This is a genomic window from Providencia sp. PROV197 (assembly GCF_028479625.1).
GTDB classification, from domain to species: domain Bacteria; phylum Pseudomonadota; class Gammaproteobacteria; order Enterobacterales; family Enterobacteriaceae; genus Providencia; species Providencia vermicola.
The window spans coordinates 34249-48499 of record NZ_JAMPNZ010000029.1 but is presented as its reverse complement, the minus strand read 5'-3'; the positions used below and the strand labels follow the sequence as shown (position 1 = coordinate 48499).

The 14251-nt window shown below is 42.1% G+C and carries 17 protein-coding genes and 1 pseudogene; 2 read left to right on the top strand and 16 right to left on the bottom strand.

Features of this window, described 5'->3' with window-relative positions; genetic code table 11:
• Window positions 1–35: 35 nt before the first annotated feature.
• The 16 genes and pseudogenes from PR808_RS16415 to PR808_RS16340 all read right to left on the bottom strand — a co-directional run bounded on the left by PR808_RS16415 (window position 36) and on the right by PR808_RS16340 (window position 11973).
• Complete coding sequence (locus tag PR808_RS16415; protein ID WP_272539687.1) at window positions 36–2036, bottom strand: ParB/RepB/Spo0J family partition protein; 2001 nt, start codon at window positions 2034–2036, stop codon at window positions 36–38.
• A gap of 63 nt (window positions 2037–2099) precedes the next feature.
• A complete protein-coding gene (locus tag PR808_RS16410; protein WP_272539686.1) occupies window positions 2100–2390 on the bottom strand; it encodes a hypothetical protein in 291 nt (96 codons plus the stop codon).
• 143 nt (window positions 2391–2533) lie between these two features.
• On the bottom strand, window positions 2534–2800 hold the full coding sequence (locus PR808_RS16405) for a hypothetical protein (RefSeq protein WP_272539685.1): 267 nt from the start codon (window positions 2798–2800) through the stop codon (window positions 2534–2536).
• Between the two features lie 166 nt (window positions 2801–2966).
• Entirely contained in the window at window positions 2967–3455 is a 489-nt protein-coding gene (locus PR808_RS16400) for a hypothetical protein (protein ID WP_272539684.1), read from the bottom strand.
• Window positions 3456–3466: 11 nt separating this feature from the next.
• Window positions 3467–3739: a helix-turn-helix domain-containing protein gene (locus PR808_RS16395; RefSeq protein ID WP_219249711.1), complete on the bottom strand. Its 273-nt coding sequence runs from the start codon at window positions 3737–3739 to the stop codon at window positions 3467–3469.
• Window positions 3726–4052: a type II toxin-antitoxin system RelE/ParE family toxin gene (locus PR808_RS16390; protein ID WP_272520774.1), complete on the bottom strand. Its 327-nt coding sequence runs from the start codon at window positions 4050–4052 to the stop codon at window positions 3726–3728. Before PR808_RS16390 ends, PR808_RS16395 begins: the two co-directional genes overlap by 14 nt.
• A gap of 553 nt (window positions 4053–4605) precedes the next feature.
• The gene (gene umuC / locus PR808_RS16385; protein WP_272539683.1) at window positions 4606–5874 is read right to left on the bottom strand and encodes a translesion error-prone DNA polymerase V subunit UmuC; all 1269 of its coding nucleotides are present in this window, start codon (window positions 5872–5874) and stop codon (window positions 4606–4608) included.
• Window positions 5875–5879: 5 nt separating this feature from the next.
• Window positions 5880–6263: pseudogene (gene umuD / locus PR808_RS16380) on the bottom strand (translesion error-prone DNA polymerase V autoproteolytic subunit).
• 52 nt (window positions 6264–6315) lie between these two features.
• Window positions 6316–7536: an ISL3 family transposase gene (locus tag PR808_RS16375; RefSeq protein WP_272539682.1), complete on the bottom strand. Its 1221-nt coding sequence runs from the start codon at window positions 7534–7536 to the stop codon at window positions 6316–6318.
• 18 nt (window positions 7537–7554) lie between these two features.
• Complete coding sequence (locus PR808_RS16370) at window positions 7555–8073, bottom strand: ClbS/DfsB family four-helix bundle protein (RefSeq protein WP_265829513.1); 519 nt, start codon at window positions 8071–8073, stop codon at window positions 7555–7557.
• Between the two features lie 162 nt (window positions 8074–8235).
• Window positions 8236–8622 (bottom strand): plasmid partitioning/stability family protein, encoded by a 387-nt coding sequence (locus PR808_RS16365; protein WP_272520771.1) that lies wholly within the window; start codon window positions 8620–8622, stop codon window positions 8236–8238.
• 4 nt (window positions 8623–8626) lie between these two features.
• The gene (parM, locus tag PR808_RS16360; protein WP_272539681.1) at window positions 8627–9598 is read right to left on the bottom strand and encodes a plasmid segregation protein ParM domain-containing protein; all 972 of its coding nucleotides are present in this window, start codon (window positions 9596–9598) and stop codon (window positions 8627–8629) included.
• Window positions 9599–9834: 236 nt separating this feature from the next.
• Window positions 9835–10167: a hypothetical protein gene (locus tag PR808_RS16355; protein WP_166685671.1), complete on the bottom strand. Its 333-nt coding sequence runs from the start codon at window positions 10165–10167 to the stop codon at window positions 9835–9837.
• A gap of 1 nt (window position 10168) precedes the next feature.
• Complete coding sequence (locus PR808_RS16350) at window positions 10169–10798, bottom strand: ParA family protein (protein WP_036967867.1); 630 nt, start codon at window positions 10796–10798, stop codon at window positions 10169–10171.
• Between the two features lie 429 nt (window positions 10799–11227).
• Window positions 11228–11722 carry a GNAT family N-acetyltransferase gene (locus tag PR808_RS16345; RefSeq protein ID WP_272539680.1) on the bottom strand — a complete coding sequence of 165 codons (495 nt, stop codon included), beginning with the start codon at window positions 11720–11722 and terminating at the stop codon, window positions 11228–11230.
• Window positions 11707–11973 (bottom strand): type II toxin-antitoxin system TacA family antitoxin, encoded by a 267-nt coding sequence (locus tag PR808_RS16340; RefSeq protein ID WP_226693811.1) that lies wholly within the window; start codon window positions 11971–11973, stop codon window positions 11707–11709. Before PR808_RS16340 ends, PR808_RS16345 begins: the two co-directional genes overlap by 16 nt.
• A gap of 189 nt (window positions 11974–12162) precedes the next feature.
• On the opposite strand from PR808_RS16340, the gene PR808_RS16335 reads away from it, so the two are divergent.
• The gene (locus tag PR808_RS16335) at window positions 12163–12798 is read left to right on the top strand and encodes a recombinase family protein (protein WP_272539679.1); all 636 of its coding nucleotides are present in this window, start codon (window positions 12163–12165) and stop codon (window positions 12796–12798) included.
• A gap of 72 nt (window positions 12799–12870) precedes the next feature.
• Window positions 12871–14184: an NAD(P)/FAD-dependent oxidoreductase gene (locus PR808_RS16330; RefSeq protein ID WP_272539678.1), complete on the top strand. Its 1314-nt coding sequence runs from the start codon at window positions 12871–12873 to the stop codon at window positions 14182–14184.
• Window positions 14185–14251: the final 67 nt, after the last annotated feature.

Genomic DNA, 14251 nt, shown 5'->3' with positions numbered 1-14251 from the left:
TCACACTGCCCTTTCGGGCAGTGTCTCCCATCTTATTATTGCGCGTTATCGGAGTGGTGAGTGTCGGCTTTTACATCGAGAAAACAGCTAGGCAGCCAATGTGTGTCTTTGAGGGTATTTTCAGCTAATTCCGCGGCATCCCCTTTCTTTATTTTGACTGATTCAAGGGCTTTATCTGATGCGCCTGCCTCTGCTAAACAATCACTGATTTGGTCTTTACTGATGCGCCCAAAGAAGTTGGCTTTGGTTGGCTGCCACCACTGGCGGAAATCGAAGGCAATCGCGTGTTCAATGGGGCGCAGGGCTTTAGCTAACGTGTTATCGTGCGGAGCATGATGGTTTACTTCACTTAAAGTTTGCGCGGAACAAAACGCCAGTAATGCGACTAGATCCGCTTGTTCCCATGACAACAACCATGAGAAATCCGCTTGCCACCCATCGGGGAGACGGGCAGACCATGACTCAAATTGCGTATTGAGTAATTGCAATGCTTCACTGTCTTGGGCAGTCGGGGCATTTTTGAGTAACTCCTCCTGAGAGAGCGAGAATTTAATGTTAAATGCAGTTTTGGCATACGGTGAACCAAACACCTGAATACACGCACCGTGAACCAAAATCGCCAGTGCCACGATCGGATGCTGAGTCAGTGCTGCTTGAACTGCCAAGGTGCGCTCAGAAGAGAGACTTTTGCACAAGGCTGCACTGTAGGTAGAAACCGTCTCAACTTGAGTCGTTGATTGCTCACTCACACTTTCAGTTTTGCTTTCCTCTTCACTGCACTGTGGCTCTTGCTGTGCTAAGTCAATGACGCCACGGATGACACAGGGTTCTCCATCACGGTCAAGGAAGACCACTACGCCTTTTGTTGCTTTTCCATCAGCTGTCCACGCCTGATTTTTGGTACGATCTTTAATGTCTTCGATTTGCTTTTCGCAGTCTGCCACGGCTTGGCAAAGGTCAGCTTGTTCATTTTCGTCATCTGTTTCCCATGATTGCTGACGTAAATCTGTTTCACGAGCACGCAATTCAGCCAGTAAATCCGCAAATTCAGGGGGAATGACCGCCTCGGGCGCATGACTGAGAGACAAGGTTTCCCCGTCATTACCGTAAAAACTTGGACGCTCTAAACGGGCAATACCGAACTGCCAGCCCTCAATATCCGCTAACAGTTCTGCACAGACAGTGAGTTTATCGAGTGCCAATTTTTCTAATAGTGGGGCGTTTTCAATAAATCCTGCTTCGGTAAAGAGGTCAATTTCAAGGGTTCCTCCTGCTTGCTCGTAGGCATCCAACCCAACAAACTTCACCAGTCGATTATTTTCGACGGGGGTTTTGGTTTCTTCAACTGCTTCACGTAAGTAACGTGGCTCTTTTTTCCACCCAATGGCATTGTTCCATACCATGACTTGGCGGTCGTGGTCAGGGGTTCCAGCTAACGCTTGTAGTTGATCTAAGGTGATATTGTCCGCATCCAATTCAGCTAATAGCTCGGGAGCCATATTGGCCAAGCGTAGACATTTTTTCACGTGGTGAGTGCTGAATCCCAATAAGTCACCAATTTCAGACGCATTCTTGCCTGTTTTTTGTAGCTCGATAAAAGCATGAAGTTGGTCGGCTGGATGCATGGCTTCACGTTGGCTGTTTTCCGTCAGGGAAATAATCAGCGCATCGGATTCAGGCACAATCTTGACAGGCACTGGAAAACTCGACGCTAAATGCCCTTTTGCAACCAATTGTTGTAACGCTATTAATCGACGTTGACCCGCAGCAACCCCGTAGACGTCATTGTCCATCGGGTAAACCACCAAGTTTTGTAACACCCCGACCGCTTGAATACTGTCAGCCAGTTCTGACAAGGCTTTTTCATCCATCGGACGTTTACGCACATTGAGTTCACTTTGTACTAATGCCGATAACGGCAATACATGTGCTTCCATACTGTCCAATGCCTGATAAATCGCGTCGGCCTGTGCGGATTTTGCGCCTTTTTTTGCTTTACGTTGTTTTGGGTTAATGATAGTTTCTAATGTAGACATATTATTCAACCTTATTAGTTTATTGTGTCTAAGCTAAGGGAGGCTCAACAACTCCCTTAGCACCTAAGATGCCTGAATCAGTTCAGGGCGCAGATAGAACATGTTGTTTAAATTGTCACTAAATCCAATCGGATACCCGTCTTTCATAAAAACACTCTTAGAATCGAATGCATCACTGTGCAGTGTGATTTCTTCGTCGTATAACTCCGCTGAAATGTCACCCTCGAACAAATCCAACAGACGAGTTAATGGCGCGATGTAATGCAATAAATCCTCTTTCTGGTCATGAGTCAGTGGGGTTTTACCCCTTCTTTCGTTAGATTCTGGAGCTGCAAGGTTTTGATGTGATGACATTTTTGAATCCTCCACCGTGTTAATGATTTCTTTCGTTGAGTTCCTCCGCTGCAAAGGCCGCACAGAGCCAAGACGAGGAAGGAAGCAAGGGCGGAGACAAAATTGTTGGAAAGCGCAGCGGCAAGAATTTTGGTGGAGTGCACTTAACCCTTGCTGTATGACGAGGTGAGGCTATGTTTTAGGCCAAGCGGTGGGGCACAACGAACGATTAACGACACAGGCGATGAAAATGGCAGCACCCGACTTGCAGCGAGAGAAGCGAACGGCAAGTCGCCATTAGCGCTTAGCGCAGCTAAGCAGTGAACCAGGGGCGGTCCCGCAGGGAGCTGCACCCCTGCCCTTTGCGCCACGTTGAAAACGTTAAAAGGCGCAGTGGTTGACGTTAAGCCCGTTATCCACATTGTCCACATGAGGTGAACCAGTGAGGACAGCCTTCAAAAGCTGGCCTCACGAAAGTGTACGGGGAACCTGCACCGATTGTGTGTCAAAGTGGGTAACGGGTGTTCGAATTAAGCTTGGCTCAATGCCTGGCTTAATTCGTAGGGGATGCGTGAAGGAAAGATAGCTGAAGGAACATTACTCGCATGGCACTTCGAGCAACGGGCGACCAACACAATAAGCGATATACACGGTTCCTTGCTCATCTGTCGATCTTGCGCAATCATAACCAAGTTTATGAGCTAGAATGCCTTGATATTGTTGAATAGCCCAGGATGCTTCACCATCATCATCATAAGAATGGCTGTAATTAAAATCATTGTCCCACACGCTAATAGACTCATCTAATAATTGTGCTATCACATCATCATCAACGTCTAATAGTCCTAAGTCTTTTCTCACTTGTTGAAAGACTTCTTGCACTGCCTTTTCATCAACGTCGTGTCGATAAAAAAATGACTTAGTATCAATGATATTATCGACTTCGATATTGTATTGATAATTACAAGCCGATAGATTGTATTCGTTTCCCTCATTACCAAAGCACAGACAGCCTTTTAAAAAGGGTACATCCATGTCCTTTGTTACCTCAGTAATTTTATTGAAGCTCGCATGAGTGATGATCATCAAAAATTTCCTTACAATGAGATTGTCGGGTTTCTAACACCACAAGCAGCTGCATATTTGATAATATTTCTGATACTCGCGTTATCGACATTGGATTCCATGCGCGTGACTGTAGAGGGATTAACACCCAGTTTTTTGGCTAATTCCGCTTTAGTCAAACCTGCATTTGTGCGCCATTCTGTCAGTAGAGCTTGGAGTTTTTCTTTTTGTAGTTCTTCCTCATAAGCGGCTTTATATTCTGGGTTTTTCATCCATTCATTGTGCAATTCATTATGCGTTTTCATTATTCAGTATCTCCTGTAGTCTCGCTTTAGCTATCTCAAACTCTGTTTTTGGCGTTTTTTGAGATTTTTTTATAAAAATCCGCAACATGTAAATCGTTTTTCCTTTATGGTATACCCAAATTCCTCGTGCAATATCATTCCCCATTGTTCTGAGTTCAAATAGCCCATCCCCTAGGGGTTTTGTGTCGGGCTCTCTTAATATATGTGGATTGATTTCCATTTTTTGTACAATACGGTCATACTTAACCTTTATCTTAATCGGTAAGTCATTAGCTTCTTTTTCTGCTTCTTCGTGGTATCTGACAGTATACATTTCCAACCCCCTATATATTGCATTATACTGCAATTTGCATTTTAATGCAATTTTTAAGGTGTAAAAAAAGCCACTTTAATTTTCGTGGCTTCATTACTCATTGGGTATTTTTCAGCGTATTAGTTTTGGCATCCATGACAACTTGATTTAAGTAATCCGCCATTTTTTGGCTTTCACCTTCGCTGTAGTTTGGCCATGGTACAAAAGGCTTACTTGAGAGGCCATTTAAAACAAAAAACTCAGGGCAGCGCCATTTTAGGGGGTGACGTTCTCCCTCGATGAAATTAACGAATACTAATGGTTTGGCCTTACTATCAACGAGTTAAGTTTAGACAGTTCAACTATACGCAGATTTATCACAATAACAGTCCCAAAAAAACGGCCAAAGCACTTAAATAGTGTGGCTCATTCTGAAAGAATGAGGACCTAATCTGAATTAATTTTGCGGGCATTATCCCCATTTTCAGGGGATAACTGCCACTTTTAGTGGGGATAATTACTGTAATTGTCTGATTATTCAATCAAACAATTGAGTGGGCGTTTTTTAATCACACTAACACTTTGCAATGGGAATATCTGAAAATTTTGTTGTCCATTGGGGAGATAAAAACTGCTGCTTCATTTTCCATGGCATTACCTGGGACTGGATACCTTGGCCCGCAAACCAAATGGTTCCTTTATCTTGGTTGATTAGGTCGATAGTATGCATTAACGCTTCACTGTTTTTATACGATTGATGGTTTTCAAATAAATTCAGTTGTACTTGCCCTGAAGGGGAAAATTCACTGAGCATAATGCCGCTTTTACTGTACTTCACATTAGGCTGCCACAATCTTTCTAGCAAAGTTACTGCTGCGTGTATGATATCCCGGCTATCTTGAGTAGGATAAACCAGTGCCTGTGTTTCATGTCCATGATAAAACGGTTGTTGAGTAGCAAAGTAACTACTTTCAACCCATAAAGACACCATCCTGCAATACTGCTTTTCTTCGCGTAATTTTTCGGCAGCTCGTTCAGCAAATGCACAGACAGATTCACGTAATAAATGATAGTCCGTAATTTTGTCACCAAAGGAACGTGAGCAAATGATTTGTTTTTTAGGTGGGGCAATTTCTTCAAGCTGAAGACACGATTCTCCATTCAGCTCTCTTACTGTCCTTTCGAGTACCACGGAATACAGTTTGCGTGCTTCATGGGTAGGTAAACGGCTTAAATCTAGTGCCGTTTTAATCCCGCATTGGTTAAGCTTCAGTGCCAGTTTTCGCCCTATTCCCCACACATCACCTACGGCCGTCAATGCCATGAGTTTTTTTTGTCGGCTGGGACAACTAAGGTCAACAACACCCTCGGTTTTTTTCCATGTTTTAGCGGCATGGTTAGCGAGCTTAGCCAACGTTTTTGTGGTTGAAATCCCAACCCCAACAGGTAAATGCGCGCGCTTCAAAACTTCATCTTTGAGTTTATGGCCAAGTTCATGCCAGGAATAAATCCCCTCCATTCCTGATAAATTACAGAAACACTCGTCTATGCTGTAAACCTCAACTTGGGGCACTAAACTCGAAACTACTGTGACAAACCGATTACTAAAATCGGCATACAAGGGATAATTTGAAGAAAATACAGCGATTTGCTTTTGTTTGATTATCGACTTAATTTCAAAATACGGTGCCCCCATGCGGATATAGGGTTTAGCAGATGCCGAACGCGCAATAACACATCCGTCGTTATTTGAAAGACAAATAATCGGTCTACCTTTCAGGTCGGGCTGGAATACGGTTTCGCAAGAGGCATACATAGAGTTGACATCGATAAGCGCAAACATGTTATTTACCGACAAGTATGCACCGCATAACGAACGATACCGAAGATTTGCACGTCTGTATCGTCATTAATGTGGATAGCTTAATATTGACTGTTAGCGGGAATAAGGGCTTTATTCGGCGTAATTTGCAGGTATTTACAGGTAAATTCACCGTTGTATTCAGCCACGACAATCTCCCCATGACGGGCAGTAAGATGGCTTTCGACTACTAATAGGTCACCGTCAAAAATCCCCGCATCCTTCATCGAATCCCCTGAAGCACGAAGAAAATAGGTACTCTCTGGATAGCGAATAAGCTCTGCATCAAGCGATAAACGACGCTCAACGTGATCTTGAGCTGGGCTAGGGAAGCCACAGGCGATTTGACTTTCAAAAATGGGAATTTGCATAGACCACCAAATACTGTATAAATAAGGGTCTTCCCCGATCATGGTGGGAGACTCATAACCCCATGTTTAACCTGCCGTAATGGAACATCACTGCGATTTTGAAGCGCTCTTTGTTCCGGTATCCTCTCGACTTGATTCTCAGCAACCGTATTTTACTGTTCAGTGATTCTGCGTTGCCGTTTGATACCCTGTGCTTCATGGCATTCAGGATCCCGTACAGCCGTTTACGTAACGTCCGGGCTGCACTGCTCAGCAGCGGGACTCCCACATCTTTGGCCATCGCGATCCATTCCAGCCACAGACGTCTGCTGTGCCCGTCATACCGACGGTTCCAGAGCTCTCGGGCCATCTCTTTCATTGCCCAGCAACGGCTGGTTTCAGGCAGGACCATCTGCGCCGCCTCCAGTCTTTCTGCTATTCGACCATGACGTTTATGGCGGCCGTACAACCACAGATAACGGGAGCGATGTGCACTTTTTCGGGCCTGTAACGGGATGATTCTCATCTCGGACTGTCGTGTTTTATCCACGACGGCACAGAGCATTTTCGCGACATGGAAGTGATCGAAGGCGATTTTTTCTACCGCGTTAGGCAGGTGGATACGGGCTGCGCTGATATAAGCCTGATTCATGTCCATCGACAGGGTTTTGATGGATTCGATCTGACGGTCACCCAGGCTCTGGAGGTAACCCGCCAGGCTTTCAACCCCGCTATCATCCCTGAGCTCCAGGGCCTGTCCCTGTGTATCAGAGATAACCGTGACGTACTGATGACCCTTTTTGAAGGCGACCTCATCAACACAGAGGTGACGTGCTGACTGCGGGGCTTTACGGCGGGCGAGTCCACGCTTAACCGCCCGCTGCATAATGTTATCGACGGCATTCCAGCTCAGCCTCAGCTGTTTCCTGACGGCATCGACGGTGCTGATTTTCAGCCATGAGATGACGAACGACTCGAACAACAGCGTGTAGCGGCTTCCCGGTCCCGCCCATGGAACAGGCAGGGTCTGACAACCATGGTCCGGGCACATGATTCGGGGGACATCGGCTTCAACCAGGGTGGCGAACTGGCAAGTATCAAGGTGACGCCATTTACGATGTCGGTGATCGTGAACAGGGCAGGATTTACCGCAGGTCGGGCAGGTTAACTGAATATTTTCAGCGATTCCGACTGTAACAGTAACGGAACCTGCATTTTCATCGAGGGTAAGGGATTTAACCTGCCATGGAGCAGTCAGGTTAAGGATGTGGGCATAGAGCGATTTTTCGTCCATATAATTTCACTCTGATGCTTACTTTAAACTGATATTATTATTTTTTGCCCACTTTCTTAATCTTCCATTAGCGTTAGCATAAGGCGAAGATGTATTAAATGAGATCATTCTCCCCATCGTCCATTTTGTGTACCATGGTCTTCCATACAAAATATCATCGGTACGCTCATCAATAAGCTTCACAACTTCATTTTTTACAGTCTGAAGTTCAATTATTAACAATTCATAAGTTAACCCACTGTAATCTGAGTAAAATTTTTGAGCAAGAAGGCCAAGCTGATTCCATTTATAGCCAGTTTCCGGAAAGTCGACAGGCAGACCTTTAGCATCAGAAGTGATCCACTTTACAACAAGAGCATTCCATCCGATCAGATACGAAACGAGGTCACGAACACTCATCTCTGTTCCTTTAGCGTGTCCATCCATTGAGTTATCGGAGGTAATTTCTGGCGGGATTGCTTTGAGGTAACTAATTAATTTACTGAAATTTTTATCAATAGCTAAAAGCAGTTCAGCTTTTGTTTGCGGCACACTCATAAGAATTCCCTCTCATGTAAAAAGAGACACCATAAAGGCACTGTGTGGTGTTTGAAAATCAATCAATTATGTACCACCCACCACAACAGGGGAAGACCCATAAATAAACAGTATTAATATACTGCATATTTTCACACTACACAAATATCCCGAGTACTCTTTTTATACTAGTTTTGATAACTTGTTTTTTACTTTCACTAAAGGCTGATTAGCTTTTATCTCTGTGATACTGCTGTCTTCTTTCAACGTTGAATTAACGCCAAGCGCTTTGATGACAGACTGAATTTCAGCCTGTGATGGTTTCCAACCCGTCGTTTGAGAGACTAACATAACAAGCTGTTCTGCCGTCAATGCCTCGTTAAAGAGTGTGGCCAACAACGCAGGTAATCGTGCATCGAGGTGTTGTAATGCCGCGCCACAGATAAATGCATGGCGGAAAAACTCCCCCCTAGCTGAACGTGGTATCGATTCAATAATCTCTAATGCCTGTTTATCAGCTGGGTTTTCGGGATGAAGGTATAACGTAAATTTTTTCCGCTCAAGACTCATCGAGTTAATCCTCTTTAAAATAGGCTATGGCTTCAACTAATGCCGTTTGTGGCGAGTCTAACAGTGTAATTTTATCATTTATAAGACACCATGCTTTTCGGATTGCGGGTTCAATTAAAGGAGCCCCGCCGCCAACCAGATAAATGCGATTTACGTTTTTAAACTGGCTGAGTTCATCGACGACACGTTCTCCTAATTGTTTTATTGCAGAATCAATGGTTTCTAATACTAATGGAATTTTCGACTCATCATTCACAATTTGACGCACAAACTGGTCGTTGTGACGTTGCTTTATTAACTCATCCGCAACCAGCGCACTGGTATCACTGGACGCCATTTTCAATGCACTCAGCGCAGCTTGAGTGACCATTGAAACACCAATTTCAGAATTACCATGAATGGCACTCACCCCATCAAACTGACCCACAATCACGCCCACATCCAGTGTTGTTCCCCCCAAATCAATTACCAGTGACTTTTCAAACTCACCCACATTATCATTAACTAATTGGGTTAACACGGCAGGTAAAGATTCAGGCATCACCTCGACGTCTTTAATCGTAAAGGTTATTCCTTTATTCAGTTTTACAGGGCGTAGAACATTTTCAATCTTTCGCTGAATATTTAACTCATTCTTTTGGCAATCTGCCGTATAGAACTCACTGATAGGTAAAGTGACAACCAGATCGACATCTTGAGGTTCAAGCTCACTACTTAAAAGTGCATGGTGGATAGCAAGGACATTCGCATCTGTATACTGATACTCAATATGAGTCGTTCTAATTGCCTGCTCACTGACCTCGTCATAAGTGAACTTTTGACCATCTAATTCATAGTTAAACGTCCCCTTTCCACCTAACCCTTCAATTTTCCAACCTTTTTTAAATGAATTCGTTGATAATTTAGTTTGAAGTGCCTGTTTGTCAAACCATGCCAGCTTCACATTTGTGGAACCATCGTCGCAATATAATTTCATACATCCCCACTTATGACTCAATTTGAGTATTAATTGCAATTTTTAATTACTCAATTTGAGGATTTACTAAAGATAATTACAAGTTAAAACTCACATTGAGTATCTTATAATAAAATAAACCAAAAATCTATCTGCAATCATAATGCAACCTATCATCTATCTAGCTACAAGCTATCAACAATCTTGCAGCAAGATTTTAAGCTTATATTATTGCAGCAAACTAGCTGCAATAACGTCTAATAACCTTTCTTTTCTTTGTAAGCGTTGAGCGATTCCTCTAACACCTCAACAAGTAACAATCCTTCTCGTTCAGCTATTTCACGAATTTCTTTGTCAAACTCAATAGTTACACGCGTTGCAAAAGCAAGTGTTCGATTCGTTTTTCGTGCTGATCGTCCATCTCTTCTAATATAATGATTATCAGCAACAGTAGTCTCATTTGTTATTGACTGAGATCCTTGTGGTAATGGAGCAATCTCAGGAGCAGATAAACCTGGAGCAGTTTCCTCTGAAGATGGAGGAGTTCCCAGTCTAGATTTCCCTCGTTTTAGTTTAGAAACATCAACCATGTTATTCTCCTATCTTATTAATTAAAGATTGAATCAATTCATCCGCACGTGTATTAAGTCCTTTATATCTAGTTTCTGAAATAGTTAGCCCTGCATTTTGAGCCTGCCTATATGCAGGTTTTTCCAAAAGACAGCCATTAAGAACTTCATAGCCTGCATCCTTGATATATTCTCTTGCATCACTTTCCTCTGCATCAGTTCCAATTCTGCTCAATGAAAAGATCAACTTTGAACGAGGGATACCATCTTTGACCAATCCATTAAATACTTTGACCGCAGGAATTAAATCGTCTAGTGATGCTCCTGTTGGTTGAACAACCAGATCGGCAACTTTTGCTATTTCTAATGTACCTTTACTGGCCCTGGCTGGTCCGTCAATAATTAATAAATCATATGATTCTGTTGTTGAAAGAGCTTGAGCTGCGGTTGAAAAAACTTCCACAGAAGCAGCAGGGGGTAATCCAGCAGATAACCGCCTTCTATGCCAATCAGCTGAAGTTGCTTGCTCTGTATCTAAATCAGCTAGTTTAGTTTTCAACCCTCCCATTGTTGCTTCACGAGCTAATGCCCTTGCTTCAGTACTTTTCCCTACACCACCTTTCTGAGAAATAAACGCTACTATCCACGCCATATAACCTCCGTAGTATTTTAAATACATAATAGATAGATAGCTGCAATCTTGCAACTATCTAAAAGAAAGCTAGCTTATTTATTACATTCATTATAGACAACTACAAGATTGCTTCATGCTGAAAGATAGATAGCTGCAATCATATAGCCAGCTATTAAAAAGTTAACTTAATATATCCTTTATGGATACCTATATAATTGCTGCATGCTATAAGCTAGCTAACTGCTAGTTATAAAGATATATTTAATTGAAGCTATTAGTTAAATTCTAATGTTTGTGTTGTATTGTTTGCTATATCATTTGAGTATAACTATATGAAAGGTATGAGTGTAGATCGTGTAACGTATCATTTCACTTATGTTCATTGACTAAATGATAAGATATCGTTGAACCCACTTATAAAAGATAAAGCTTAAAATGCAGGTTAAATTATAGTCTAAGCATCAATGTCATATGGCTAGTAGGGGATGCAGTAAAACCATAGTATTCATAAAATTGTTTTGCTTTATCATTCAAACTATGGACAAGTAGTGCACGAACCCCTGTATTTTCAGCAACAGCTCTAACTCTAACAACAGCATCCTGTAATAAAGAAGCACCAAGTTTTCTTCCCTGAGCACGTAAATCAATTGCTAATCTTCCAAGTACAATAACTGGAATTGGCTCAGGCATATTTCGACGAACACGACCTGTGGCTTCATTATGAGAGATTGCTCCGGTCGCTAATGCATAATAACCCCAAATGTGTTGATATGAATCAGCGATAACAAAGGTTCGACTAGCTCCATTCAAATGGTTAGATAGAGCCCGACGCTTTAACCAATCATCTAAAGATGATTCACCACAAAAAAAATCATCAAGCCTATGAGATGACGATAATGGTTTAGGAGCTGATAGTTGCAAGTTCACTATATTTCCTTCCATGGTGTTTCTATTGCCATTAAACGATCTAGACCCGGGTTACTATTAACTGGAGCATCAAGCAATAAATTAAATTGCTGAAACTTTTCATTATCTAATTGGAAAAAAACTTGATCTAGTAATATTGCTTGTGCTCTTTCACAAGCGACTTCAAGCATAAAGTCAGACCGATTCTTACCAAGAAGACTAGCAGCCTCATCGATTAAGTCTCGTTGTTCAGGTAAAGCCCGAAGATTAATTGCAGCATTACGCATGATCTTAACTCCTATACACACATACACAATAGATACACAATAACCCTGTGTGTATCTATTGTCAATACACTCGTGTGTAGCATATAGGTAGAATTCATTGGTACAATTTAGGTATACCTTTCCAATACTATGCAATTCTGGTACTGTTTAACTTGTTAGTCACTATTTAAATAGAACTGGTTCTCTATAATGACCTCAACAGTACTAAATCGCTTTGTTAGAGCTTATCTTCGAGCATCGACATCTGAACAAGATGCAACTCGTGCTCAAAATTCAATGGAAGCATTCGCTAAAGAACGAGGACTGACTATTTGCAATTACTATATTGAAAATGAATCCGGTTCGCGATTAGAACGGCCAGAATTGTTTCGGCTTCTTAACGATTGTCAAATTCAAGATATTTTATTAATCGAAGATGTTGATCGGCTTTCCAAGCTAACGACTTCGGATTGGAATTCGTTAAAAAAAATGCTCCATCAAAAAGACATTCGAATCATGGCTATCAATGTTCCAACGACTTGGTTATCCACAAATATGAATGATTTTGACAGTCGAATGTTTGCAGTCATTAATGATATGTTACTTGATATGCTCGCCGCTGTTGCACGACGTGATTACGAGCAACATCGTGAACGGCAAAAGCAGGGGATAGAAAAAGCAAAAAAAGACGGTAAATATAAAGGCCGTCAGGTAAATCAAAATCGATATGATGCTATTAACCGATTGCTTAGTAGTGGCCATTCATGGAGTCAAATCCAAAAAGTATTAAATTGCAGCCGAGGCACTATCAGCCGAGCGATTAAACACGTTACAAAATTAAGTTAGTCATCATACAATATCGGTTAGTACCCTATAAATATCGTCATTTACAATAAAAAATAACTAGGACCCACCTTCATGAAATATGCTTCAGTCCCTTTTAATCAAAATAAAAATGGCTGGTTGAAAGAAAATTTAGACTTAAACCCATACCCCACTCTAAATAAAGATATTGATGCAGACTGGGTTATCGTTGGCTCAGGGTATGCTGGCGTTTCTTTTGCGAGAAAATTAGCCCATCATGACCCACGACTAAACATTATCCTTATTGACTCTTCGACAGCCGCGGAAAGCTCTTCCGCAAGAAATTCAGGGTTTATTATTGGGTTGCCTCATAATATTGGTAGTTCAACAGCAGAGTTAAAAAAATCCGAGCTTTATCGTTCTCTTTTAGAAGAAGGAATAACCCAGCTAACAAATCTCATTTCGAAACATAAAATAGAGTGTGAATGGGAAAGCGTCGGCAAATACCACTGTCAAGTAGATAAAAAAAATGAGGCTGTACTGCAAGAATATGTGCGAAACCTCAACACCATGAATGAACCCTACCAACTTTTAGATAAAGAAATGCTTTATCACAAACTCGGGACATCGTTTTATCATCGGGGTATCTATACACCCAATTCAATTTTAGTTAATCCCGCGAATCTTATTATCGGACTCACTAACTCATTGCCTGAAAATGTGACCATCTATAATAATACCCCTGTCATGAAAATACAGACAGGAAAAATGAATCACGTTTTTACGCCGTATGGCAAAATTCGTACGGCCAATGTCATGTTAGCGACCAATGCACTTTCTTCCGAGCTCGCGCCTAAAAGAAGCAATCAAGCCGCGATGGCAACTTTTGCCAGTATTACAGCCCCCCTTACTCTTGAACAACAACAACGATTACCAAAAATGAGCAGCTGGGGATTAACGCCAATAAATGCCATTGCGGGAGCAACTCTTCGCTATACACAGGATAACCGTTTATTAATCCGTCAACATGTTATACCCGCCCTAAAAGGGCGCATTACTGCAGCACAAACTTATCAAGTGGCTCAACAACATCAGCGATTATTCAGCAAAATTTATCCGCAATTATCTGATGTTTCAATATCCAATACGTGGTCAGGCACAATTAGTGTCACGCGTAATGGTGCACCTGTTTGGGGGCAACTAACCAAGGGAATTTATGCATCAGGTGGTTGCAATGGTGCGGGAATTTCAAAGCAAACTATCGCAGGGGCATTACTGGCTGATTATGCTTTAGGTATCGATAACCCTTTGGTTAGTGCCATGGAGCAGTTAGGAAAAGCCAATTTTCTGCCGCCATCACCAATACTCGACATAGCTATTCAGGCATCATTAATTAAAGAGAAGTATATCGGGAGAGCTGATATATAGTCAGGAAGCGAAATAAACTAAGCCACCTCAGTTTATATGAAAAGAGCGGTCGATACTCTGAAGCGGA

What these genes read in the sequence shown, in the direction of transcription:
- PR808_RS16415 (WP_272539687.1), bottom strand. Translation starts at nt 2,036, where the DNA reads ATGTCTACATTAGAAACTATCATTAACCCAAAACAACGTAAAGCAAAA.
- PR808_RS16410 (WP_272539686.1), bottom strand. Translation starts at nt 2,390, where the DNA reads ATGTCATCACATCAAAACCTTGCAGCTCCAGAATCTAACGAAAGAAGG.
- PR808_RS16405 (WP_272539685.1), bottom strand. Translation starts at nt 2,800, where the DNA reads ATGTGGACAATGTGGATAACGGGCTTAACGTCAACCACTGCGCCTTTT.
- PR808_RS16400 (WP_272539684.1), bottom strand. Translation starts at nt 3,455, where the DNA reads ATGATCATCACTCATGCGAGCTTCAATAAAATTACTGAGGTAACAAAG.
- PR808_RS16395 (WP_219249711.1), bottom strand. Translation starts at nt 3,739, where the DNA reads ATGAAAACGCATAATGAATTGCACAATGAATGGATGAAAAACCCAGAA.
- PR808_RS16390 (WP_272520774.1), bottom strand. Translation starts at nt 4,052, where the DNA reads ATGTATACTGTCAGATACCACGAAGAAGCAGAAAAAGAAGCTAATGAC.
- umuC (WP_272539683.1), bottom strand. Translation starts at nt 5,874, where the DNA reads ATGTTTGCGCTTATCGATGTCAACTCTATGTATGCCTCTTGCGAAACC.
- PR808_RS16375 (WP_272539682.1), bottom strand. Translation starts at nt 7,536, where the DNA reads ATGGACGAAAAATCGCTCTATGCCCACATCCTTAACCTGACTGCTCCA.
- PR808_RS16370 (WP_265829513.1), bottom strand. Translation starts at nt 8,073, where the DNA reads ATGAGTGTGCCGCAAACAAAAGCTGAACTGCTTTTAGCTATTGATAAA.
- PR808_RS16365 (WP_272520771.1), bottom strand. Translation starts at nt 8,622, where the DNA reads ATGAGTCTTGAGCGGAAAAAATTTACGTTATACCTTCATCCCGAAAAC.
- parM (WP_272539681.1), bottom strand. Translation starts at nt 9,598, where the DNA reads ATGAAATTATATTGCGACGATGGTTCCACAAATGTGAAGCTGGCATGG.
- PR808_RS16355 (WP_166685671.1), bottom strand. Translation starts at nt 10,167, where the DNA reads ATGGTTGATGTTTCTAAACTAAAACGAGGGAAATCTAGACTGGGAACT.
- PR808_RS16350 (WP_036967867.1), bottom strand. Translation starts at nt 10,798, where the DNA reads ATGGCGTGGATAGTAGCGTTTATTTCTCAGAAAGGTGGTGTAGGGAAA.
- PR808_RS16345 (WP_272539680.1), bottom strand. Translation starts at nt 11,722, where the DNA reads ATGGAAGGAAATATAGTGAACTTGCAACTATCAGCTCCTAAACCATTA.
- PR808_RS16340 (WP_226693811.1), bottom strand. Translation starts at nt 11,973, where the DNA reads ATGCGTAATGCTGCAATTAATCTTCGGGCTTTACCTGAACAACGAGAC.
- PR808_RS16335 (WP_272539679.1), top strand. Translation starts at nt 12,163, where the DNA reads ATGACCTCAACAGTACTAAATCGCTTTGTTAGAGCTTATCTTCGAGCA.
- PR808_RS16330 (WP_272539678.1), top strand. Translation starts at nt 12,871, where the DNA reads ATGAAATATGCTTCAGTCCCTTTTAATCAAAATAAAAATGGCTGGTTG.